Genomic DNA, 19,546 nt, shown 5'->3' with positions numbered 1-19,546 from the left:
CTTCCTTATCGGTTGTGTCAAACCAGTTGTTTACGCTGGTTAGACGGCGGAATGGATAAAGACTCTCGATACTTCGCGACAGTACGGCGTGCCACCATAATACCCTGATCGGACAGCATGGTGGTTAACTTACTGTCACTGAGTGGCTTCGCGGGGTTCTCCGCGGCGATCAACTTCTTCACCAGTGCGCGAATAGCTGTTGACGAGGCTTCGCCGCCGCCTTCGGTGTTCACGTGGCTGGAGAAGAAATACTTAAGCTCAAAAATACCGCGTGGGCTGTGCAGATACTTCTGCGTGGTCACGCGGGAAATGGTTGATTCATGCATCTCGACGGCCTGGGCGATGTCCGCCAGCACCATCGGTTTCATAAACTCTTCGCCCTGCTCAAAGAATGCCTGCTGCTGTTCGACAATACAGCGGCTGACGCGCAGCAGCGTGTCATTACGGCTTTCCAGACTCTTAATCAACCAGCGTGCTTCCTGAAGGTTGCTGCGAATGTATTGATTATCAGCGTCGTTACGGGCGCTGGTGCACATGGAGGCGTATTGCTGGTTGATTTGCAGGCGAGGAATGCTGTCGGCGTTCAGTTCAACGACCCAGCGGCCATTGTGTTTTCTCACCAGCACATCAGGAATAACGTATTCCGGTTCGCTGGTCTGGATAGATTGCCCCGGACGCGGATCGAGTGACTGGATCAGATTCACCGCTTCCTTCAGCACCTCTTCTTTGAGGCGCGTGACGCGCATCAGGGTGCGGAAGTCGTGATTTGCCAGCAAATCCAGATGCTCGCTGATGATGAGCCGGGCTTCGTCAATCCACGGTGTCTCTTTGGCAAACTGCGAAAGCTGGATCAGAAGGCAGTCGCGCAGATCTTTCGCAGCAACGCCAATCGGGTCGAAACGCTGAACGCGTTTCAGGACGGCTTCGATCTCTTCCAGTTCAATCTCGTCATCGCCGATGCTTTCCAGAATCTCGTCCAGCGTCACGGTCAAATAGCCCGTGTCGTCAACGGCATCGACAATCGAGGTGGCAATGGCGCGATCGGTATCGGAGAAAGGCGTCAGCTCCACCTGCCACATTAAGTAGTCCTGAAGCGACTGGGTAGTTTCGCCCTGGTAGACCGGGAGTTCATCGTCCTGGTAATCTGCACGCGTCCCGGAAGGGGTACCCGCGGTGTAGATTTCATCCCAGCTGGCATCCAGCGGCAGTTCCTCCGGCATCTCTTTCTGTTCGAGCGCATCTACGGAGTCGAGCGTTTCTGTGTCCTGCGTCTGCTGAGCGTCTACCTCGTCATGAAGATCGGTTTGCTCCAGCAGCGGATTGCTGTCCAGCGCCTGCTGGAGCTCCTGCTGGAGTTCTAACGTGGACAGCTGCAACAGACGGATTGCCTGTTGTAGCTGCGGCGTCATGGCCAGTTGCTGGCTGAGCCGTAATTGCAAACCTTGCTTCATGTTCAGAGCGTTTTTCTCCGGTTCGGCGTGACTTAACCTCTACCCTATCAGAGTCTGAAGTCTTCCCCAAGGTACACGCGCTTAACATGCTCATCTTCGAGGATTTGCTGCGGCGTACCGTGGGCAATCAGATGGCCCTGGCTCACTATGTAGGCGCGCTCACACACGGCCAGCGTTTCACGAACGTTGTGGTCCGTGATCAGTACGCCAAGCCCGCTGTCGCGCAGGTGCTCAATAATACGTTTGATATCGATAACGGAGATGGGGTCAACGCCCGCAAACGGTTCATCCAGCAGGATAAATTTCGGGTTTGCTGCCAGCGCGCGCGCAATCTCAACGCGGCGGCGTTCACCACCGGACAGCGCCTGACCGAGGCTGTCACGCAGATGTTCGATATGAAACTCTTCCATCAGCTCGTTCGCACGGTCAGTGCGCTGCTCGCTGGTCAGATCGTCACGGATCTGGAGCACGGCCATCAGGTTGTCGAACACGCTTAAGCGGCGGAAGATGGAGGCTTCCTGCGGCAGATAGCCGATGCCACGACGCGCGCGGGCATGCAGTGGCAGCAGACTGATATCTTCATCATCGATGATGATGTTGCCGGCGTCACGCGGGACGATGCCCACCACCATGTAGAAAGTCGTGGTTTTACCCGCCCCGTTAGGGCCAAGCAAACCCACGATTTCGCCGGAGTTGACGGTCAGACTGACATCTTCGACGACGCGGCGGCCCTTATACGCTTTCGCGAGGTTTTTTGCAGTTAAAGTTGCCATAACGAATTAGTTACTCTTTTTCTGTGCCGGAGCCTGGCCGTTGTTCTTGTCCTGCAATTGCGAAGGCACAAGAACGGTCGTGACGCGTTTGCCTTTTTCACTGGAGGCCTGCATTTTCTGCTCTTTCACCAGATAAGTGATCTTGTCGCCTTTGATATTGCTGTCCAGCTGTTCCAGGTAAGCATTACCGGTCAGGATGACCAGATCCTTCGCCAGTTCATAGTGCATATGCGAGGCATGGCCTTTCACCGGCTTGCCGTTGTCCTGCATCTGGTAGAAGGTGGCCGGGTTGCCATAACCATCGATAATCTCTTTGCCCTGCTCGCCGCCCGGTCGGGTAACGACCACTTTGTCGGCGTTGATTTTGATGGTGCCCTGGGTCATGACCACGTTGCCGGTAAAGGTGACGACGTTACCCTGCATATCCAGAGACTGGGTATCGGATTCAATATGAATCGGCTGTTCGGTGTCGCCAGTCACAGCAAGCGCGGGAAGACTGGCCGCCAGCAGCGCGCTGGCGATAACAACTTTAAGGCTGAGTTTGTTTGTTTTGAATTTCATAGGAGGTTCTAACCTTTTCAATCAGCTCGGCGTTTTTGCTGCGTAAGTTCCCGCGCATTCTTAAACCGCTGGAATTAAATGTTGTGCCATACAGGGTGACTAAATCCTGCGACGTGACATCCTGGGTGACCAGGTTGATCTGGGCGTTATCCGTCGTAATTTTTCGCAGTTGCGCGTCAGCGGTCAGGGCGTTGACTTCAACGTGACCATACAGGTAAAGCATACGGTCATTTGTCAGTTTTGCCCGGTCAGACTTGATAGACCACGTCGGCACTTTGTCCGTATCAAAGGTGGTCATGACCGGTTGGGTAAACCACGAAGTACCGTCATCTGAAAAATATTCTACATGCTGAGCAACGAGGCGATAGTTCAGCGCGCCTTCCGGGCTATAGACCACGGTGTCGCTGTGATCGCTTTTATAGGTCGGGTCGCTCGTGTTAACCACTTCCGCTTGCGTATCTTCGCGGTCAGCGAGGTTTACGCCAATCAGTACCAGGGCGACAAGCGCAAGCAGAATGATAACCCAACGTCTGGTTTTACTCATATCGATTGCCCTTTCGCCTCATCAAGCTTGCCCTGCGCCAGCAGAAGCAGATCGCAGACTTCACGGACGGCGCCGCGGCCACCGTGAATATGGGTAACATAATCAGCACGCGGGATCAGCAGCGGGTGCGCGTCAGCCACGGCGATGCTCAGACCCACCTCCGCCATGACTGGCCAGTCGATCAAATCATCCCCGACGTATGCCACATTCTCTGGTGCAATGGCCAGTTTTCCCAACAGATCCCGGAAGGCTACCATCTTATCAGACTGCCCCTGATAGAGATGGGTAATGCCCAGCGTTTCACACCGATCTTCTACCAGTTTAGCTTTCCGCCCGGTGATGATTGCAACTTCAATACCGGACGTGAGCGCACAGCGGATACCGTAACCGTCGCGAACGTTAAAGGCTTTCAGCTCTTCGCCGTTATTGCCCATATAAATCAGACCGTCGGAGAGCACACCATCCACATCGAGGATCAGCAGGCGGATATTTTCCGCCTTTGCCATCATGTGGGCGCTCACCGGGCCATAACAGGTTGCAAGGGATGCACCCGCATTACTCATTGTCTTATCCTTCATTACACTACGCCAGCGCGCAGCAGATCATGCATATGTACCACACCCAGCAGTTGGTCGCCATCGGCAACCATCACTGAGGTAATATGACGGGACTGCATCAGGTTCAGTACATCTACCGCCAGCGTGCCCGGACGGACGCGGATCCCGCCTGGTGTCATTACATCAGCGATGCCCAGCGTTCGGACATCCACACCCATATCGAATACCCGGCGCAGGTCGCCGTCGGTGAAAATGCCCTGAATCTTCATCAGATCGTCGCAGATAACCGTCATGCCCAGGTTTTTACGGGTGATCTCCAGTAACGCGTCGCGCAAAGAGGCCTCTTTGCTGACGTGCGGGATCTCATCCCCGGTGTGCATAATATCGTTGACCCGCAGCAGCAGTTTGCGCCCGAGCGCGCCGCCGGGGTGAGACAGGGCGAAATCTTCTGGCGTAAAACCGCGGGCTTCCAGCAGCGCAACGGCAAGGGCATCGCCCATCACCAGCGCGGCGGTTGTGCTGGAGGTCGGCGCCAGCCCCAGCGGACAGGCTTCTTTCGGCACCTTCACGCACAGGTGAATATCTGCCGCACGCGCCATGCTGCTTTCCGGGCGGCTGGTCATGCAAATCAGCGGTACGTGCAGACGCTTCAGCACCGGGATCAACGCCAGGATTTCATTCGATTCCCCGGAGTTGGACAGCGCAATAACCACGTCCTGCGGCGTAACCATGCCGAGGTCACCGTGCGCGGCTTCACCGGGATGAACGAAGAATGACGACGTGCCGGTACTGGCAAAGGTCGCCGCCATTTTGCGCCCGATATGGCCGGATTTGCCCATCCCCATCACCACGACTTTACCGGCGCAGTAGAACATCTTCTCACAGGCCAGACTAAAATCCTGATTAATGTACTGATCTAACTGCGCCAGACCTTCACGTTCAATCTCCAGAACGTCTTTGCCTGCTTTCTGAAAGTCAAAACCCGGCTGCAATTCTATTTGCGACATAATGCGTTTCCGTTTACCCAGAGAGAAGTGGCGAGAGCCAGTACAGCATCGCCAGCCATACGATAAATCCACCCGTCAGCAGCGCGCCCGCGCCTTTGCCGATCTGCTCTTTTCGCCGCCAGCAGAGCAGGGCGAAAATTACGCTGACCAGCAGCATCACACCGTAATCGCGCGTGAAGACCATAGGGTTAAACGGCCCCGGTGAGATTAATGCCGGCAGCCCCGTCACGATCGCGATATTGAAAATATTCGAGCCAATGATATTGCCGATGGCGATATCATCTTCCCCTTTACGCGCCCCGGCGATGGCGGTAGCCAGCTCTGGCAGGCTGGTGCCGATGGCGATGACCGTCAGACCGATTGTCAGTTCGCTCATCGCAAACGCGTTCGCCAGCACCGTCGCGTTATCGACCACCATCCGCGTGGCCATTGGCATTATAATCAGCGCGACGCCCAGCCACAGCAGGGCGACGGGTAAGGTCCCTTCCCGTGGCAGTTCGGCGAGATGCTCACGCGTGAGGCTATCGTTACCCTGTTTTTCCGCCAGACGTGCGATCTTCACGCTGTAAAGCAACCAGATCACGGCCAGGGCGAGCAGGAATATACCGTCACCGACGCTCAGCACCCCGTCATAAAGCACATAGCCTGCCAGCAGACTGACGACTAACATTAGCGGCAATTCACGACGCAAAACATCGGAATGTACGCGAAATGGATGCAGTAATGCGGCTAAGCCTAAAATCAGCAAGATATTGACGATGTTAGAGCCAATCGCGGTGCCAATAGCGAGGTCGACCTGGCCATGCAACGAGGCTGAAACAGAAACGATGATTTCAGGAAGCGATGTGCCTACACTGACCACCGTCATCCCAATAATGATGGGCGGCATGCCAATGAGTCGACAGAGAATGGATGCGGCAAAGACCAAACGGTCAGCACTGTAGACCACCAACAGTAAACCAATTATTAACAGTGCTGTTGCTAAAAGCATCAAAAGTCCTTTCTTCAGGTATACTCGCTGGTCCACTGCGCACGAATTTTAGCGCCAGATGAAGTCTGAGACGTGACGAATTCCTAATTTTGACTTTATGCGCCGGAAAAGTAAAACAAATGCCAGCTTTCGCTAACCCCAATAGTGAATATTCTGTAAAAATGCGGGGTTTAGGGCTGATTTACGCTTCATGCCAGCAGTGAAGCAAGGTAAGTAAGGAACCATAAATGAGCCAAACGATGGCGAATATAGTCGATGTCCGGGGCGTCAGTTTTTCTCGCGGCAACCGGGTGATATTTGATGATATTTCGCTGACCGTGCCGCGCGGTAAAATCACCGCCATCATGGGGCCGTCAGGGATCGGTAAAACGACGTTGCTGCGTCTTATCGGCGGGCAAATCCCCCCTGATAGCGGCGAAATTCTCTTCGACGGTGAAAACGTCCCGGAGATGTCTCGCTCGCGCCTCTACACGGTTCGCAAACGAATGAGCATGCTCTTTCAGTCGGGTGCGCTATTCACCGATATGAACGTATTTGACAACGTGGCCTATCCGCTGCGTGAGCATACCCATCTTCCTCCTGCGCTGTTGCACAGCACGGTGATGATGAAGCTCGAAGCCGTGGGGTTGCGGGGGGCTGCGAAACTTATGCCGTCCGAACTCTCGGGTGGGATGGCGCGCCGCGCCGCGCTGGCGCGTGCTATTGCCCTGGAACCCGATTTAATCATGTTCGATGAACCGTTCGTTGGGCAGGACCCTATCACCATGGGCGTGCTGGTGAAGTTAATCTCGGAGCTGAACAGCGCCCTTGGCGTCACCTGCGTGGTGGTTTCCCACGACGTGCCGGAAGTGCTGAGTATTGCTGATTACGCCTATATTGTGGCTGACAAAAAGATCGTCGCCCACGGCAGCGCTCAGGCGTTGCAGGAGAATGGCGATCCGCGCGTGCGGCAGTTCCTGGACGGTATCGCAGATGGGCCGGTGCCTTTCCGCTATCCGGCGGGCGACTATCATGACGATTTACTGGGAATAGGGAGTTAATCCACTCATGCTGTTAAATGCGTTGGCGGGTCTTGGACACCGTGGCCTAAAAACCATCAGTACGTTCGGGCGTGCCGGATTAATGTTGTTCAACGCGCTGGTTGGCAAACCGGAGTTCCGCAAGCATGCGCCGTTACTGGTGCGGCAGCTTTATAACGTCGGCGTGCTGTCGATGCTTATCATCATCGTGTCGGGTCTGTTTATTGGCATGGTGCTAGGGTTGCAGGGGTATCTGGTGCTGACAACCTACAGCGCGGAAACCAGCCTTGGCATGCTGGTGGCGCTCTCGCTGCTGCGTGAACTCGGGCCGGTTGTAGCAGCGCTGCTGTTCGCCGGGCGTGCCGGATCAGCGCTGACGGCTGAAATTGGCCTGATGCGCGCCACAGAGCAGCTCTCCAGTATGGAGATGATGGCGGTCGATCCGCTGCGCCGGGTGATCTCGCCGCGCTTCTGGGCCGGGGTTATCTCCTTACCGTTACTGACTATCCTCTTTGTGGCGGTAGGTATCTGGGGAGGCGCGCTGGTTGGCGTCAACTGGAAAGGCATTGATGCCGGGTTCTTCTGGTCTGCCATGCAGGACGCCATCGATCTGCGGATGGATCTGGTGAACTGTCTGATCAAGAGCGTGGTTTTCGCTGTGACGGTTACCTGGATTGCGTTGTTTAATGGTTACGATGCCATTCCGACGTCGGCGGGCATTAGCCGTGCAACGACGCGTACTGTCGTACATTCGTCGCTGGCCGTTTTAGGTCTGGATTTTGTGCTCACCGCACTGATGTTTGGGAATTGAGTTCATGCAAACGAGAAAAAATGAAATTTGGGTTGGCGTGTTTTTGCTTCTGGCGCTGCTGGCCGCGCTGTTTATCTGCCTGCGCGCGGCGGACATCACCTCTGTTCGCACCGAGCCGACGTATCGCGTCTACGCGACTTTCGATAATATCGGCGGCCTGAAGGCGCGCTCACCGGTCCGTATTGGTGGCGTCGTTATTGGACGTGTCGCTGACATTACGCTTGATGAGAAAACCTATCTGCCGCGCGTCGCAATGGATATCGAAGAACGCTATAACCACATTCCGGACACCAGCTCGCTCTCTATCCGCACCTCTGGCCTGCTGGGGGAGCAATATCTGGCCCTTAACGTTGGTTTTGAAGATCCTGAGCTGGGAACGTCTATCCTTAAAGACGGTAGCGTAATCCAGGATACCAAGTCAGCGATGGTGCTGGAAGATATGATTGGTCAGTTCCTTTACAACAGTAAAGGGGATGATAAAAAGTCTGACGATGCCCCTGCGCAGAGTGAAGACCACACCAACGTCGAACCGACGCCAGGCGCGACGAATTAATTTCAGGAGAAGTCATTCATGTTTAAACGACTGTTAATGGTTGCCATGCTGGTCATTGCCCCTCTAACCGCGGCGCACGCTGCGGATCAGAGTAACCCGTACAAACTGATGGATGAGGCCGCGAAGAAAACCTTCGACCGTCTTAAAAACGAACAGCCCAAAATCCGTTCTAACCCTGATTATCTGCGTGATGTGGTGGATCAGGAGCTGCTGCCGTATGTGCAGATCAAGTACGCGGGCGCACTGGTGCTGGGCCGTTACTACAAAGACGCGACCCCGGCGCAGCGCGAGGCTTACTTTGCGGCGTTCCGTGAATACCTGAAACAGGCTTACGGCCAGGCGCTGGCGATGTACCACGGGCAGACCTATCAGATTGCCCCTGAACAGCCGCTGGGCGATGCCACCATCATTCCTATCCGCGTGACGATTATCGATCCAAACGGTCGTCCACCGGTACGCCTGGACTTCCAGTGGCGTAAAAACAGCCAGACCGGAAACTGGCAGGCGTACGACATGATCGCTGAAGGCGTCAGCATGATCACCACTAAACAGAACGAGTGGAGCGATCTGCTGCGCACCAAAGGCATCGATGGCCTGACGGCTCAGCTTCAGTCCATCTCTCGTCAGAAAATTACCCTGGACGAGAAGAAGTAATGTCACAGCAGCTTAGCTGGGCGCGTGACGGCGAGACGTTGACGCTGACGGGAGAGCTGGATCAGGATCTGCTTAACCCGCTGTGGGACGCTCGCCATAACGCGATGCAGGGCGTGACGTTGATTGATCTCCATGGCGTCACGCGGGTAGATACCGCCGGTATCGCCCTGCTGGCGCACCTGGTGGCCACGGGCAAAAAGCAGGGGAGTAGCGTCACCCTGACGGGGGTAAGCGATAATGTCGTAACCCTTGCACAGCTTTACAATTTGCCTGAAGACGTATTACCTCGCTAACTTTTTCAGTACGTTACTTCCGAAAGCCCCGACAGTTTACGCGTCGGGGCTTTTTGCTTGTTTAAGACCGCGCCACTTTACTCTAAGATGTTGAGCTTGTTTTCACTATCAGATGATGTAGACCCCATGGAAAATAATGAAATCCAGACAGTGCTGATGAATGCACTCTCCCTTCAGGAAGCCCACGTCTCTGGCGATGGCAGTCACTTCCAGGTTATTGCTGTGGGTGAGATGTTCGACGGAATGAGTCGCGTGAAGAAACAGCAGGCTGTGTACGCGCCGCTGATGGAATACATTGCGGATAACCGCATCCACGCCCTGTCGATTAAAGCGTTCACCCCACAGGAGTGGGCACGCGATCGCAAACTAAACGGTTTTTGAGCTGAGGGCGAAGCGCCCGCAGCACGGTTGAATTTATAAGAGAGCAAACGATGGATAAATTTCGTGTACAGGGACCCACGCGTCTCCAGGGCGAAGTCACAATTTCTGGCGCTAAAAACGCCGCGCTGCCCATTCTTTTCGCTGCGCTGCTCGCAGAAGAGCCGGTAGAGATCCAGAACGTACCGAAGCTGAAAGATATCGACACGACCATGAAGTTGCTCGGCCAGTTGGGCACTAAAGTGGAGCGTAACGGTTCCGTCTGGATCGATGCCAGCAACGTGAACAACTTCTCAGCGCCGTATGAGCTGGTGAAAACCATGCGTGCTTCCATCTGGGCGCTTGGCCCGCTGGTTGCGCGTTTCGGTCAGGGACAGGTTTCACTGCCGGGCGGATGCGCTATCGGCGCCCGTCCAGTCGACCTGCATATCTTCGGTCTGGAAAAGCTGGGCGCGGAGATCAAGCTGGAAGAGGGGTACGTTAAAGCGTCCGTCAATGGTCGCCTGAAAGGCGCGCACATTGTCATGGACAAAGTGAGCGTGGGCGCAACGGTAACCATCATGTCGGCTGCTACGCTGGCAGAAGGCACTACCATCATCGAAAACGCCGCCCGAGAGCCGGAAATCGTGGATACCGCGAACTTCCTGGTCGCGCTGGGGGCGAAGATCAGCGGGCAGGGCACAGACCGTATCACCATCGAAGGCGTTGAACGTCTGGGTGGTGGTGTGTACCGCGTACTGCCAGACCGTATCGAAACCGGTACTTTCCTGGTAGCGGCTGCCATTTCTGGCGGTAAGATTGTTTGTCGTAACGCACAACCGGATACCCTGGATGCGGTGCTGGCGAAACTGCGCGATGCGGGTGCGGACATTGAAATCGGTGAAGACTGGATCAGCCTCGATATGCACGGGCAGCGTCCTAAAGCCGTTAACGTGCGCACTGCGCCACATCCGGCATTCCCGACGGATATGCAGGCACAGTTCACCCTGTTGAACCTGGTGGCCGAAGGCACAGGCTTCATCACGGAAACTATCTTCGAAAACCGTTTCATGCACGTACCGGAACTGATCCGTATGGGTGCGCATGCTGAGATTGAAAGCAACACGGTCATTTGCCACGGCGTTGAAAAACTGTCCGGTGCGCAGGTGATGGCGACCGATCTGCGCGCGTCTGCGAGCCTCGTACTGGCAGGTTGTATTGCAGAAGGGACTACCGTTGTCGATCGTATCTACCACATCGATCGTGGTTACGAGCGTATTGAAGACAAACTGCGCGCGCTGGGTGCGAATATCGAGCGTGTGAAGGGCGAGTAATCGTTCCGGCACCCCCCTGCCAGAACAGGCCGGGGGATTGCTGTTCCTGTAAATCCGGGTGCATCAGTCCTGATGTGCTTTCTTCGCTTTGCTCTGGCGCATCATGCGCGTTCTGTCGATAAATTCATGGGTAATGGGATCGTGATATCGTGACGGCCATATCACCCACGGATGCGTATCCAGCGCCGTCGCAATAATCAGTTCCCCCTTCGGCCATGGGCGGGTCAGGGCGTTTGCCAGCGTCGACGAGCTCAGCCCATGACGACGTGATTCGGCAGCCAGCGATGTCCCTTTTTTACGCAGTGCCGCAATAATGTCAGCAGAATGCCAGTCGATGAATTTTGTATCCATAATGCTGTCCTTGTGTTCGTTATCGTCCACGTCGTTTCGTGTGAAAAGACAGCATTACTATACTCACTTCGAACATCTGTTCTAAAAAGTTCATGTTACGAGAAGCAATATTCAGAATAAGGCACGGCTTTATACATACGGCCTGTAACCTGATGAGTTTACGCGTAAATGTAATTTATTGGTGCGTACTGGAACCTCCCTACGAAATCGCAGGGAGATGAGGAGGGGATTAACGGTCGCGCTGGACGGCGATGTGCGCGAGGCCGATTAGCGCATCACGCCATGGGCTGTCGGGAATGACCTGAATTGCGGCGATGGCTTTGTCTGCTTCTTCTTCAGCACGCTGACGCGTCCATTCAAGGGAACCACAGATGGCCATTGTTTCCAGTACCGGTTCCAGAAGATGGCGACCATTTCCCTGCTCGATAGCCTCCCGGATCATTTTCGCCTGCTCTGGTGTGCCATTGCGCATCGCGTGGAGCAGCGGCAGCGTTGGCTTGCCTTCGTTCAGGTCATCGCCAACGTTTTTACCGAGCGTTTCGCCATCCGCGCTGTAGTCCAGCAAATCATCAATCAGCTGGAACGCGGTGCCGAGGTAACGGCCGTAGTCCTGAAGCCCTTTTTCCTGAGCTTCGCTACAGCCTGCCAGAATGCCGGAGCACTGCGCGGCGGCTTCAAACAGACGTGCGGTCTTGCTGTAAATCACCCGCATATAGTTTTCTTCGGTGATATCCGGGTCGTTGACGTTCATCAACTGTAGGACTTCGCCTTCAGCGATAACGTTTACGGCTTCTGACATCACTTCCAGCACCTTCAGCGAGCCAAGGCTGGTCATCATCTGGAAGGCTCGGGTATAGATAAAATCCCCTACCAGAACGCTTGCCGCATTACCAAACGCGGCATTGGCGGTGGCTTTGCCACGACGCATGTCTGATTCATCCACAACATCGTCATGAAGCAGGGTGGCGGTGTGGATAAATTCGATCAGCGCCGCGATCGTGACGTGGGCATTTCCCTGATAGCCAACCGCGCGTGCGGCCAGAATGGCAATCATCGGACGAATACGTTTACCGCCGCCGCTGACGATGTAATAGCCCAACTGATTGATCAGCTGAACGTCAGAGTTGAGTTGCTCCAGGATTGCTGCATTCACACCCGCCATATCTTGCGCGGTTAACTCATTGATTTTTTCTAAATTCATCGCAAAAGCCGGGCTTTTTATCCTGTTTATCCCACACGAGATGGGTACACAAAGGGTTTCGGTTTATAAATAGTATTGCTGATTGTACTGAAAAAATGGCTCAGATAAACGTTACCGTACGTGTTGTGTTTTTTTTCTTCATGTATTGATGGTAGCACTTGTCAAAGGCTCGCGTTTTGCGTAATATTCGCGCCCTATTGTGAATATTTATAGCGCACTCTGAATCATACGAGGATGTGCGCGGAAGCGGAGTTTATATGTACGCGGTTTTCCAAAGTGGTGGTAAACAACACCGAGTAAGCGAAGGTCAGACCGTTCGCCTGGAAAAGCTGGACATCGCAACTGGCGAATCTGTTGAGTTCGCTGAAGTTCTGATGATCGCAAACGGTGAAGAAGTCAAAATCGGCGTTCCTTTCGTTGATGGCGGCGTTATCAAAGCTGAAGTTGTTGCTCACGGTCGTGGCGAGAAAGTTAAAATCGTTAAGTTTCGTCGTCGTAAACACTATCGTAAGCAGCAGGGCCACCGTCAGTGGTTCACTGATGTGAAAATTACTGGCATCAGCGCCTAAGACCTGAGGAGAGATTTAAATGGCACATAAAAAGGCTGGCGGCTCCACACGTAACGGTCGCGATTCAGAAGCTAAACGCCTGGGCGTTAAGCGTTTCGGTGGCGAATCCGTTCTGGCGGGTAGCATCATCGTTCGTCAGCGTGGCACCAAGTTCCACGCGGGTACCAACGTAGGTTGCGGTCGTGACCACACTCTGTTTGCTAAAGCAGACGGTAAAGTGAAATTTGAAGTTAAAGGCCCGAACAACCGTAAATACATCAGCATCGTTGCTGAGTAAGGTTTTCTCGGTCCGGTAACGGATTAAAGCCCCGCAACGTGTTGCGGGGCTTTTTACATTGGAAACCCGGAAAATTTTCTGTAGGGAAAACGGGCATGAAGCAGCAGGCCGGCATTGGTATTCTTTTGGCGCTCACTACCGCGATGTGCTGGGGGGCGCTGCCAATTGCAATGAAGCAGGTACTGGAAGTGATGGAACCGCCCACGGTGGTGTTTTATCGCTTCCTGATGGCAAGTATAGGCCTGGGCGCCATTCTGGCCGTCAAAGGTAAGCTGCCGCCGCTGCGCATCTTCCGAAAACCGCGCTGGCTGGTGTTACTGGCTATCGCGACGGGCGGTCTGTTCGGTAACTTCATTCTGTTCAGCTCTTCCCTGCAATATCTTAGCCCTACAGCGTCGCAGGTGATTGGTCAGCTATCACCGGTCGGCATGATGGTCGCCAGCGTATTCATCCTCAAGGAGAAGATGCGCGGTACGCAGATCATCGGGGCAAGCATGCTGCTTTGCGGTCTGGTGATGTTCTTTAACACCAGTCTGATCGAGATTTTTACCCGCCTGACGGATTACACCTGGGGTGTCATTTTTGGGGTGGGTGCAGCAACGGTCTGGGTGAGTTATGGCGTCGCGCAAAAGGTGTTATTGCGTCGTCTTGCCTCACAGCAGATCCTCTTTTTGCTGTACACTTTGTGTACACTGGCATTATTGCCGTTAGCTAAGCCGGGGGTGATTACCCAGCTCAGCGACTGGCAACTGGCGTGCCTCATTTTTTGTGGGCTGAACACGCTGGTCGGTTATGGCGCGCTGGCTGAAGCCATGGCGCGCTGGCAGGCAGCACAGGTGAGCGCCTTAATCACGCTTACCCCGCTGTTTACGCTGTTATTTTCAGATTTGTTATCAATGGCCTGGCCCGATGTCTTCGTCAAGCCGATGCTCAACCTGTTGGGTTATCTCGGTGCGTTTGTCGTGGTTGCGGGCGCGATGTATTCCGCCATTGGTCATCGTCTCTGGGGGCGTTGGCGCAAAAATGAAGCGGTTGTAATAGTCCCCCGCTCAGGCGAATGAGTTACGGAGAGTAAAATGAAGTTTGTTGATGAAGCGACGATTCTGGTCGTGGCAGGTGATGGCGGTAACGGTTGTGTAAGCTTCCGCCGTGAAAAATATATTCCTCGTGGCGGTCCTGACGGCGGTGACGGTGGGGACGGTGGCGACGTGTGGCTGGAGGCGGATGAAAACCTCAACACGCTGATCGACTACCGTTTCGAAAAATCTTTCCGCGCCGAACGTGGGCAGAACGGCCAGAGCCGCGACTGTACCGGTAAACGCGGTAAAGACGTGACGATCAAAGTGCCGGTAGGTACGCGTGTCATCGATCAGGGCACGGGCGAAACCATGGGTGATATGACCAAACACGGTCAGCGCCTGATGGTGGCGAAAGGCGGCTGGCACGGTCTGGGTAACAGCCGTTTCAAATCTTCCGTTAACCGTACCCCGCGTCAGAAAACCATGGGTACCCCGGGTGATAAGCGCGACCTGCAACTGGAACTGATGCTGCTGGCGGATGTGGGGATGCTGGGTATGCCAAACGCCGGTAAATCGACGTTTATCCGTGCGGTCTCTGCGGCGAAACCAAAAGTGGCGGATTATCCGTTTACGACACTGGTACCGAGCCTGGGCGTTGTCCGTATGGATAACGAGAAGAGCTTCGTGGTCGCTGACATCCCGGGTCTGATTGAAGGGGCAGCAGAAGGCGCCGGTCTGGGGATTCGCTTCCTGAAGCACCTTGAGCGTTGTCGCGTACTGTTGCACCTCATCGACATCGATCCAATCGACGGTTCCGATCCGGTTGAAAACGCCCGTATCATTATCGGTGAGCTGGAGAAATACAGTGAAAAACTGGCGCAAAAACCGCGCTGGCTGGTATTTAACAAGATCGACCTGATGGATAAAGCGGAAGCTGAAGCGAAAGCTAAAGCGATTGCCGAAGCGATGGGTTGGGAAGATAAGTACTACCTGATCTCTGCCGCCAGCCAGGTTGGCGTGAAAGATCTCTGCTGGGATGTGATGACCTTTATCATCGAGAATCCGGTTGTTCAGGCAGAAGAGGCGAAACAGCCTGAAAAAGTTGAATTCATGTGGGATGACTACCACCGCCAGCAGCTCGAAGAGCTGGAAGCGGATGAAGATGATGAAGACTGGGACGATGACTGGGATGAAGACGACGAAGAAGGCGTCGAGTTCATCTACAAGCACTAACCTCAGTATAAAGCCCCTTAACGGGGCTTTTTTTTATCCTATTTTCGCCGGTAACCAACAGCTGGCGATGAGGCCGCCCTCAGCGCCGTTCTCCAGCGTTAAATAGCCATGATGGAGCTGAACGATACGCTGTACGATGCTCAGCCCAAGGCCGCTGCCGCCGTAGCGCTGGTCGAGACGTCGGAAAGGTTCGGTGATCGACTGGCGGTGTGCCTCATCAATACCCGGCCCCTGATCGGTAACGCTCACCCGGGTACCGCTCTCCGTCGCTGTTAATGCCACTTCAATGGTTGTGCCTGCCGGGCTGTAGCGGGCGGCATTCTCCAGAAGGTTCCTTAGCATCAGACGTAACAGGACGGCGTCCCCCTGAACCGTCAGCGCGCTGTGGGCCGGCCATATCACCGTATGCTCTCTGGCTTCATGCTCCAGGCTAAGCGGAGCAATGATCGTCTCAGTCCAGTTCACGGTATCGTAATGGCCGCTGGCCATCGCCTGTCCGGCACGCGCCAGCATCAGCAGCTGTTCCACCGTGTGCATCAACTGATCGATCCGGTTTATCAGTGGCGTGGCCTGCGGGGAACCGGACTGAGCCATCAGTTCCAGATGGAGCCTGATCCCCGCAAGCGGCGTACGTAACTCGTGTGCCGCATCGGCGGTAAACAGGCGTTCCTGTTGAATAGTGTGGTCCAGCCGGGCGAGGAGTTGGTTGAGGGACGTGGTTACTGCGCCTATCTCTTCCATATCAGAATACATCGGCAGGGGAGTCAGATTATCCGCCGAACGGTTCGCAAGGCTGGCGCGAAGTTTGTTGAGTGGTCGGGTGATCCAGGTGACGGCCCAGAATGAGAAGAGCAGGGTAAAACCGACCATCACCAGAGAAGGGACTAGCAGGGAGGCAATGGCTTCGCGGATCTCTTTTTCGACATGGTTGTTGCGCGCTTTCGCAGACAACGTTTCATTCACCAGAAAACCGATTTGCTCGCGGCTCTCATGCCACAGCCAGACTACGCTAACCAGTTGAAAAAATAGCAGTATAACCGCCAGCAACACCATTAATCGCCGGCGCATACTGTTCATTTCTGGCTCTCCAGACGGTAACCCACGCCACGTACGGTTTTGATGCGATCTTTACCGAGCTTGCGGCGCAGATTATGAATGTGAACTTCAAGCGTGTTTGATCCTGGATCGTCCTGCCAGGAGTAGATGTCCTGTTGCAGCGTTTCACGGTGCACGGTCTGCCCGCTGCGCATGATCAGACGCGTCAGCAGAGCGAACTCTTTTGGGGTCACTTCCACAGGCTGAGACTGGCGCAGCACCTGCTGAGTTTGCAGATTGAGGGTGATATCCCCGTCCGTCAGCATGTTGTCGCTGTGGCCCTGATAGCGGCGGATTAACGCCCGTACGCGAGCCTGTAGCTCGGCAAGGGCGAAGGGTTTTACCAGATAATCGTCAGCGCCAGAATCCAGCCCGTTAATTCTGTCTTCAATGGCATCGCGGGCGGTGAGAATCAATACGGGATTCTCCACTCCGCGACGACGCCACTGGCAGAGCAGCGTCGCGCCGTCTTTATCCGGCAGTCCCAAATCCAGAATCACAAGGCTGTATTCTCCGCTCTGGATCAAGGCATCTGCTTCAGCCGCCGTGGCGGCACAATCCAGGGCGTAGCCCTCATTCCCCAGTGCCAGCGCTAACCCTTCCTGTAATAACAGATCGTCTTCAACTATAAGTAGTTTCATCGCTAGTTATTCTGGTAGATGTCCTTATAGAGCCTGCTTTCGAAACGCACCAGTGGAATACGACGATTGCGCTGGTCAGCCGGTTCGACGGCATAGCCGGACAGATACTGCACAAAGGCCATGCGTTGCCCGCTGGCTGTCGTGATAAAACCGGCAAGGTTGTAAACGCCCTGCAGGGAACCCGTTTTGGCTGACACTTTGCCATCCACGCCTGCAGCGTGAAGGCCCGCACGGTACTGAAGTGACCCATCGTGTCCGGCGAGCGGCAGCATTGTAATAAAGTTTAGCTCAGCGTCATGCTGAGCGATGTACTGCAACACCTGCATCATGGTGGCCGGTGAGATCAGGTTATGGCGCGATAAACCGGAACCGTCGACAGCGATCGTATTGCCCAGATCGATACCCGCCTGCTGGCGCAGGATCTGACGTACGGCATCAGAACCGGCCCGCCAGGTTCCTGGCACACCAAAGCGCGCGTGCCCGATCATACGGAACACCGTGTCGGCAATCATGTTATCCGACTTTTTCAGCATAATCTTAAGCAAATCATGCAGTGGCGCGGACTGTTTGCTGGCAATCACCGTGCCTGGTTCATTCACCTGCGTCTGGCGCAGCAGCGTTCCGGTGTAGGTTATGCCCGCCTGCTTCAGTTCATCTTTAAAAATGGCACCGGCATAGCCTGCGCCATCCTGAATGGCAAAGGCCAGCGGGAGGGGATCGGCCCGCTGGGTCAGGCAGCCGGTGAGCGTATAGCGATTGAGATCGCCCGGTACCACGTCGAGCTCACAATACTGTGCCTCCGGGGAGCCTTTCGCCAGCGTCCGCACCTGGCTGAACATCGTGACCGGGTAGTAAGACGCCACGCGGATAAACGCTAAGTCATTGGGTTTTGGCGCGCTGTAAAGCGATACGGAGAAGCAGTTACGGTCAACGATGGCGGCGGCTGGCGGGGCGCTAAAGCACTGCGTCATGTCGTTCCATGGCCAGCCAGGCGCTTTATCGTGGCTGGCGAAAATGGAGGTGTCGATCAGCACGTTGCCATCAATTTTTGTTACGCCGGATTTTTTCAGTACCGCCACCATGTTGCGGACATCCTGGCGCTTAAAGGTGGGATCGCCACCAAAACGGGCGATAAGATCGCCTTTCAGTTCGCCACCCTCAACGTTACCTCTGGTTTCAAGGGTGGTAGTAAAACGGAAGTCAGGCCCGAGCTGGAGCAGGGCGGCGAGGGCAGTGATCACCTTCTGGGTACTGGCAGGCAGCGCCATCTGTTGACTGTGATAGTCAATCTCGGGAGCCTGCGCGCCAACCTTCTGCACCATCAGGGCAAGGTTCGCGCCGGCGGGCAGTTGATTAATGTACTCATCAACATTCGCGGCCTGAACGGTGAACGTTATACTGGTAGTCAATCCGATGATAAAACTGGAAAATCGCATAATCTCGCGCTAACAACCCGAAAACAAACCGTCATACTACGGTGCATGGCACTGTAAAGTAAACGATGACCCATAGTGAACTTCGCGGTAAAATGCGTATCAAATTGAAAAATTGCTGCTGACCTGGGGCGTTGCTCCCGGGTCGGTTTTCTTTTTGCTTCTGGCCTGTTCAGGTGGGCTGGAGCAGGGAACACTGCTCCCAACAGGAATGTTTAAGAGGTATAACAAATGCAAGCTATTCCGATGACCTTACGTGGTGCCGAAAAACTGCGCGAAGAGCTGGATTTTCTGAAATCCGTACGTCGCCCTGAAATCATCGCCGCTATCGCGGATGCGCGTGAGCATGGCGACCTGAAAGAGAATGCTGAATACCACGCGGCGCGTGAGCAGCAGGGTTTCTGCGAGGGGCGCATCAAAGATATCGAAGCGAAACTGTCCAACGCGCAGGTTATCGATATCACTAAAATGCCAAACAACGGTCGCGTGATCTTCGGCTCTACCGTCACCGTCCTGAATCTGGACAACGACGAAGAGCAAACCTATCGCATCGTGGGTGATGATGAAGCGGACTTCAAACAGAACCTGATTTCGGTGAACTCCCCGATTGCTCGCGGCCTGATTGGCAAAGAGCAGGATGATGTTGTGATTATCCGCACCCCGGGTGGCGAAGTGGAATACGAAATTATTAAGGTTGAATACCTGTAATTCGCTTCTCTTCTAAGATGTTGATACATTGTAAAGAAAAGAAAAAGGCCGCATAGCGGCCTTTTATCAACTCAAGGAGCATGGCATTTTGCTCGCCTGCTGAAAGAAATCCCT

The 19,546-nt window shown here is 54.6% G+C and carries 24 protein-coding genes; 12 read left to right on the top strand and 12 right to left on the bottom strand.

Annotated features, from left to right (window positions below; translation table 11 throughout):
- Positions 1–17 precede the first annotated feature (17 nt).
- Genes rpoN through ACQG1K_RS19780 form a run of 7 tightly spaced genes read right to left on the bottom strand, consistent with a single transcriptional unit; the run spans position 18 to position 5,884 of the window.
- Entirely contained in the window at positions 18–1,451 is a 1,434-nt protein-coding gene (gene rpoN, locus ACQG1K_RS19810; protein ID WP_022649530.1) for an RNA polymerase factor sigma-54, read from the bottom strand.
- 47 nt (positions 1,452–1,498) lie between these two features.
- Positions 1,499–2,224, bottom strand: a complete 726-nt coding sequence (gene lptB, locus ACQG1K_RS19805) for an LPS export ABC transporter ATP-binding protein (RefSeq protein ID WP_003861862.1) — start codon at positions 2,222–2,224, stop codon at positions 1,499–1,501.
- 6 nt (positions 2,225–2,230) lie between these two features.
- On the bottom strand, positions 2,231–2,785 hold the full coding sequence (gene lptA, locus ACQG1K_RS19800; RefSeq protein WP_006812136.1) for a lipopolysaccharide ABC transporter substrate-binding protein LptA: 555 nt from the start codon (positions 2,783–2,785) through the stop codon (positions 2,231–2,233).
- Entirely contained in the window at positions 2,754–3,329 is a 576-nt protein-coding gene (gene lptC, locus ACQG1K_RS19795) for an LPS export ABC transporter periplasmic protein LptC (RefSeq protein ID WP_022649529.1), read from the bottom strand. The genes lptA and lptC overlap by 32 nt, the downstream gene beginning before the upstream one ends.
- Positions 3,326–3,892 carry a 3-deoxy-manno-octulosonate-8-phosphatase KdsC gene (kdsC, locus tag ACQG1K_RS19790; RefSeq protein ID WP_017382729.1) on the bottom strand — a complete coding sequence of 189 codons (567 nt, stop codon included), beginning with the start codon at positions 3,890–3,892 and terminating at the stop codon, positions 3,326–3,328. The genes lptC and kdsC overlap by 4 nt, the downstream gene beginning before the upstream one ends.
- Before the next feature lie 14 nt (positions 3,893–3,906).
- Complete coding sequence (kdsD, locus tag ACQG1K_RS19785) at positions 3,907–4,893, bottom strand: arabinose-5-phosphate isomerase KdsD (RefSeq protein WP_003861853.1); 987 nt, start codon at positions 4,891–4,893, stop codon at positions 3,907–3,909.
- A 13-nt stretch (positions 4,894–4,906) separates the two neighbouring features.
- On the bottom strand, positions 4,907–5,884 hold the full coding sequence (locus tag ACQG1K_RS19780; RefSeq protein WP_003861852.1) for a calcium/sodium antiporter: 978 nt from the start codon (positions 5,882–5,884) through the stop codon (positions 4,907–4,909).
- A 227-nt stretch (positions 5,885–6,111) separates the two neighbouring features.
- Between ACQG1K_RS19780 and mlaF the strand changes: the two genes are divergently transcribed.
- The 7 genes from mlaF to murA all read left to right on the top strand — a co-directional run bounded on the left by mlaF (position 6,112) and on the right by murA (position 10,905).
- Positions 6,112–6,924 (top strand): phospholipid ABC transporter ATP-binding protein MlaF, encoded by an 813-nt coding sequence (mlaF, locus tag ACQG1K_RS19775; protein ID WP_022649527.1) that lies wholly within the window; start codon positions 6,112–6,114, stop codon positions 6,922–6,924.
- A 7-nt stretch (positions 6,925–6,931) separates the two neighbouring features.
- On the top strand, positions 6,932–7,714 hold the full coding sequence (gene mlaE / locus ACQG1K_RS19770) for a lipid asymmetry maintenance ABC transporter permease subunit MlaE (protein ID WP_003861848.1): 783 nt from the start codon (positions 6,932–6,934) through the stop codon (positions 7,712–7,714).
- A gap of 4 nt (positions 7,715–7,718) precedes the next feature.
- Positions 7,719–8,267 carry an outer membrane lipid asymmetry maintenance protein MlaD gene (gene mlaD / locus ACQG1K_RS19765; protein ID WP_022649526.1) on the top strand — a complete coding sequence of 183 codons (549 nt, stop codon included), beginning with the start codon at positions 7,719–7,721 and terminating at the stop codon, positions 8,265–8,267.
- A gap of 18 nt (positions 8,268–8,285) precedes the next feature.
- Positions 8,286–8,921 carry a phospholipid-binding protein MlaC gene (mlaC, locus tag ACQG1K_RS19760; protein ID WP_006812130.1) on the top strand — a complete coding sequence of 212 codons (636 nt, stop codon included), beginning with the start codon at positions 8,286–8,288 and terminating at the stop codon, positions 8,919–8,921.
- Positions 8,921–9,214 carry a lipid asymmetry maintenance protein MlaB gene (mlaB, locus tag ACQG1K_RS19755; RefSeq protein WP_022649525.1) on the top strand — a complete coding sequence of 98 codons (294 nt, stop codon included), beginning with the start codon at positions 8,921–8,923 and terminating at the stop codon, positions 9,212–9,214. Before mlaC ends, mlaB begins: the two co-directional genes overlap by 1 nt.
- A 126-nt stretch (positions 9,215–9,340) precedes the next feature.
- Positions 9,341–9,595: a BolA family iron metabolism protein IbaG gene (gene ibaG, locus ACQG1K_RS19750; RefSeq protein ID WP_003861840.1), complete on the top strand. Its 255-nt coding sequence runs from the start codon at positions 9,341–9,343 to the stop codon at positions 9,593–9,595.
- A 50-nt stretch (positions 9,596–9,645) separates the two neighbouring features.
- Entirely contained in the window at positions 9,646–10,905 is a 1,260-nt protein-coding gene (gene murA / locus ACQG1K_RS19745; protein ID WP_006812128.1) for a UDP-N-acetylglucosamine 1-carboxyvinyltransferase, read from the top strand.
- Between the two features lie 63 nt (positions 10,906–10,968).
- On the opposite strand, the gene sfsB is transcribed toward murA, so the two are convergent.
- Together sfsB and ispB are read right to left on the bottom strand one after the other, a co-directional pair.
- On the bottom strand, positions 10,969–11,256 hold the full coding sequence (gene sfsB, locus ACQG1K_RS19740) for a DNA-binding transcriptional regulator SfsB (protein ID WP_022649524.1): 288 nt from the start codon (positions 11,254–11,256) through the stop codon (positions 10,969–10,971).
- Between the two features lie 229 nt (positions 11,257–11,485).
- Positions 11,486–12,457 (bottom strand): octaprenyl diphosphate synthase, encoded by a 972-nt coding sequence (gene ispB, locus ACQG1K_RS19735; RefSeq protein WP_006812126.1) that lies wholly within the window; start codon positions 12,455–12,457, stop codon positions 11,486–11,488.
- Positions 12,458–12,714: 257 nt separating this feature from the next.
- Here ispB and rplU point away from each other — a divergent pair, with 257 nt between their 5' ends.
- From rplU to cgtA, 4 genes are all read left to right on the top strand, one after another.
- Complete coding sequence (gene rplU / locus ACQG1K_RS19730; RefSeq protein WP_003025032.1) at positions 12,715–13,026, top strand: 50S ribosomal protein L21; 312 nt, start codon at positions 12,715–12,717, stop codon at positions 13,024–13,026.
- A gap of 19 nt (positions 13,027–13,045) precedes the next feature.
- Positions 13,046–13,303: a 50S ribosomal protein L27 gene (gene rpmA, locus ACQG1K_RS19725; protein WP_003861831.1), complete on the top strand. Its 258-nt coding sequence runs from the start codon at positions 13,046–13,048 to the stop codon at positions 13,301–13,303.
- 95 nt (positions 13,304–13,398) lie between these two features.
- Entirely contained in the window at positions 13,399–14,364 is a 966-nt protein-coding gene (locus tag ACQG1K_RS19720; RefSeq protein ID WP_003861826.1) for a DMT family transporter, read from the top strand.
- A 15-nt stretch (positions 14,365–14,379) separates the two neighbouring features.
- Positions 14,380–15,555 carry an Obg family GTPase CgtA gene (gene cgtA, locus ACQG1K_RS19715; RefSeq protein ID WP_046620879.1) on the top strand — a complete coding sequence of 392 codons (1,176 nt, stop codon included), beginning with the start codon at positions 14,380–14,382 and terminating at the stop codon, positions 15,553–15,555.
- A 33-nt stretch (positions 15,556–15,588) separates the two neighbouring features.
- Here cgtA and pmrB read toward each other — a convergent pair whose 3' ends face one another.
- From pmrB to dacB, 3 genes are read right to left on the bottom strand one after another with little or no spacing between them, the layout of a single operon-like run.
- Complete coding sequence (gene pmrB, locus ACQG1K_RS19710) at positions 15,589–16,632, bottom strand: two-component system sensor histidine kinase PmrB (protein WP_046620878.1); 1,044 nt, start codon at positions 16,630–16,632, stop codon at positions 15,589–15,591.
- Entirely contained in the window at positions 16,629–17,291 is a 663-nt protein-coding gene (pmrA, locus tag ACQG1K_RS19705) for a two-component system response regulator PmrA (protein WP_046620875.1), read from the bottom strand. Before pmrA ends, pmrB begins: the two co-directional genes overlap by 4 nt.
- 2 nt (positions 17,292–17,293) lie before the next feature.
- Positions 17,294–18,727 carry a serine-type D-Ala-D-Ala carboxypeptidase gene (gene dacB, locus ACQG1K_RS19700; RefSeq protein WP_003861817.1) on the bottom strand — a complete coding sequence of 478 codons (1,434 nt, stop codon included), beginning with the start codon at positions 18,725–18,727 and terminating at the stop codon, positions 17,294–17,296.
- 228 nt (positions 18,728–18,955) lie between these two features.
- On the opposite strand from dacB, the gene greA reads away from it, so the two are divergent.
- Positions 18,956–19,432, top strand: a complete 477-nt coding sequence (gene greA, locus ACQG1K_RS19695) for a transcription elongation factor GreA (protein WP_023298719.1) — start codon at positions 18,956–18,958, stop codon at positions 19,430–19,432.
- Positions 19,433–19,546 lie beyond the last annotated feature (114 nt).

The sequence above is a fragment of the Enterobacter cloacae complex sp. 402C9 genome, assembly GCF_050030745.1.
Lineage (GTDB): Bacteria > Pseudomonadota > Gammaproteobacteria > Enterobacterales > Enterobacteriaceae > Enterobacter > Enterobacter intestinihominis.
The sequence above is the reverse complement of the archived record's forward strand: the minus strand, read 5'-3'. Positions and strand labels throughout refer to the sequence as shown.

Bases quoted from the DNA above. Each gene is read 5' to 3' on its own strand.
- kdsD (WP_003861853.1), bottom strand. From the start codon at position 4,893: ATGTCGCAAATAGAATTGCAGCCGGGTTTTGACTTTCAGAAAGCAGGC.
- lptC (WP_022649529.1), bottom strand. From the start codon at position 3,329: ATGAGTAAAACCAGACGTTGGGTTATCATTCTGCTTGCGCTTGTCGCC.
- lptA (WP_006812136.1), bottom strand. From the start codon at position 2,785: ATGAAATTCAAAACAAACAAACTCAGCCTTAAAGTTGTTATCGCCAGC.
- greA (WP_023298719.1), top strand. From the start codon at position 18,956: ATGCAAGCTATTCCGATGACCTTACGTGGTGCCGAAAAACTGCGCGAA.
- mlaD (WP_022649526.1), top strand. From the start codon at position 7,719: ATGCAAACGAGAAAAAATGAAATTTGGGTTGGCGTGTTTTTGCTTCTG.
- mlaC (WP_006812130.1), top strand. From the start codon at position 8,286: ATGTTTAAACGACTGTTAATGGTTGCCATGCTGGTCATTGCCCCTCTA.
- mlaE (WP_003861848.1), top strand. From the start codon at position 6,932: ATGCTGTTAAATGCGTTGGCGGGTCTTGGACACCGTGGCCTAAAAACC.
- ACQG1K_RS19780 (WP_003861852.1), bottom strand. From the start codon at position 5,884: ATGCTTTTAGCAACAGCACTGTTAATAATTGGTTTACTGTTGGTGGTC.
- mlaF (WP_022649527.1), top strand. From the start codon at position 6,112: ATGAGCCAAACGATGGCGAATATAGTCGATGTCCGGGGCGTCAGTTTT.
- cgtA (WP_046620879.1), top strand. From the start codon at position 14,380: ATGAAGTTTGTTGATGAAGCGACGATTCTGGTCGTGGCAGGTGATGGC.
- sfsB (WP_022649524.1), bottom strand. From the start codon at position 11,256: ATGGATACAAAATTCATCGACTGGCATTCTGCTGACATTATTGCGGCA.
- pmrA (WP_046620875.1), bottom strand. From the start codon at position 17,291: ATGAAACTACTTATAGTTGAAGACGATCTGTTATTACAGGAAGGGTTA.
- kdsC (WP_017382729.1), bottom strand. From the start codon at position 3,892: ATGAGTAATGCGGGTGCATCCCTTGCAACCTGTTATGGCCCGGTGAGC.
- ACQG1K_RS19720 (WP_003861826.1), top strand. From the start codon at position 13,399: ATGAAGCAGCAGGCCGGCATTGGTATTCTTTTGGCGCTCACTACCGCG.
- pmrB (WP_046620878.1), bottom strand. From the start codon at position 16,632: ATGAACAGTATGCGCCGGCGATTAATGGTGTTGCTGGCGGTTATACTG.
- ibaG (WP_003861840.1), top strand. From the start codon at position 9,341: ATGGAAAATAATGAAATCCAGACAGTGCTGATGAATGCACTCTCCCTT.
- dacB (WP_003861817.1), bottom strand. From the start codon at position 18,727: ATGCGATTTTCCAGTTTTATCATCGGATTGACTACCAGTATAACGTTC.
- rpmA (WP_003861831.1), top strand. From the start codon at position 13,046: ATGGCACATAAAAAGGCTGGCGGCTCCACACGTAACGGTCGCGATTCA.
- rplU (WP_003025032.1), top strand. From the start codon at position 12,715: ATGTACGCGGTTTTCCAAAGTGGTGGTAAACAACACCGAGTAAGCGAA.
- mlaB (WP_022649525.1), top strand. From the start codon at position 8,921: ATGTCACAGCAGCTTAGCTGGGCGCGTGACGGCGAGACGTTGACGCTG.
- lptB (WP_003861862.1), bottom strand. From the start codon at position 2,224: ATGGCAACTTTAACTGCAAAAAACCTCGCGAAAGCGTATAAGGGCCGC.
- rpoN (WP_022649530.1), bottom strand. From the start codon at position 1,451: ATGAAGCAAGGTTTGCAATTACGGCTCAGCCAGCAACTGGCCATGACG.
- ispB (WP_006812126.1), bottom strand. From the start codon at position 12,457: ATGAATTTAGAAAAAATCAATGAGTTAACCGCGCAAGATATGGCGGGT.
- murA (WP_006812128.1), top strand. From the start codon at position 9,646: ATGGATAAATTTCGTGTACAGGGACCCACGCGTCTCCAGGGCGAAGTC.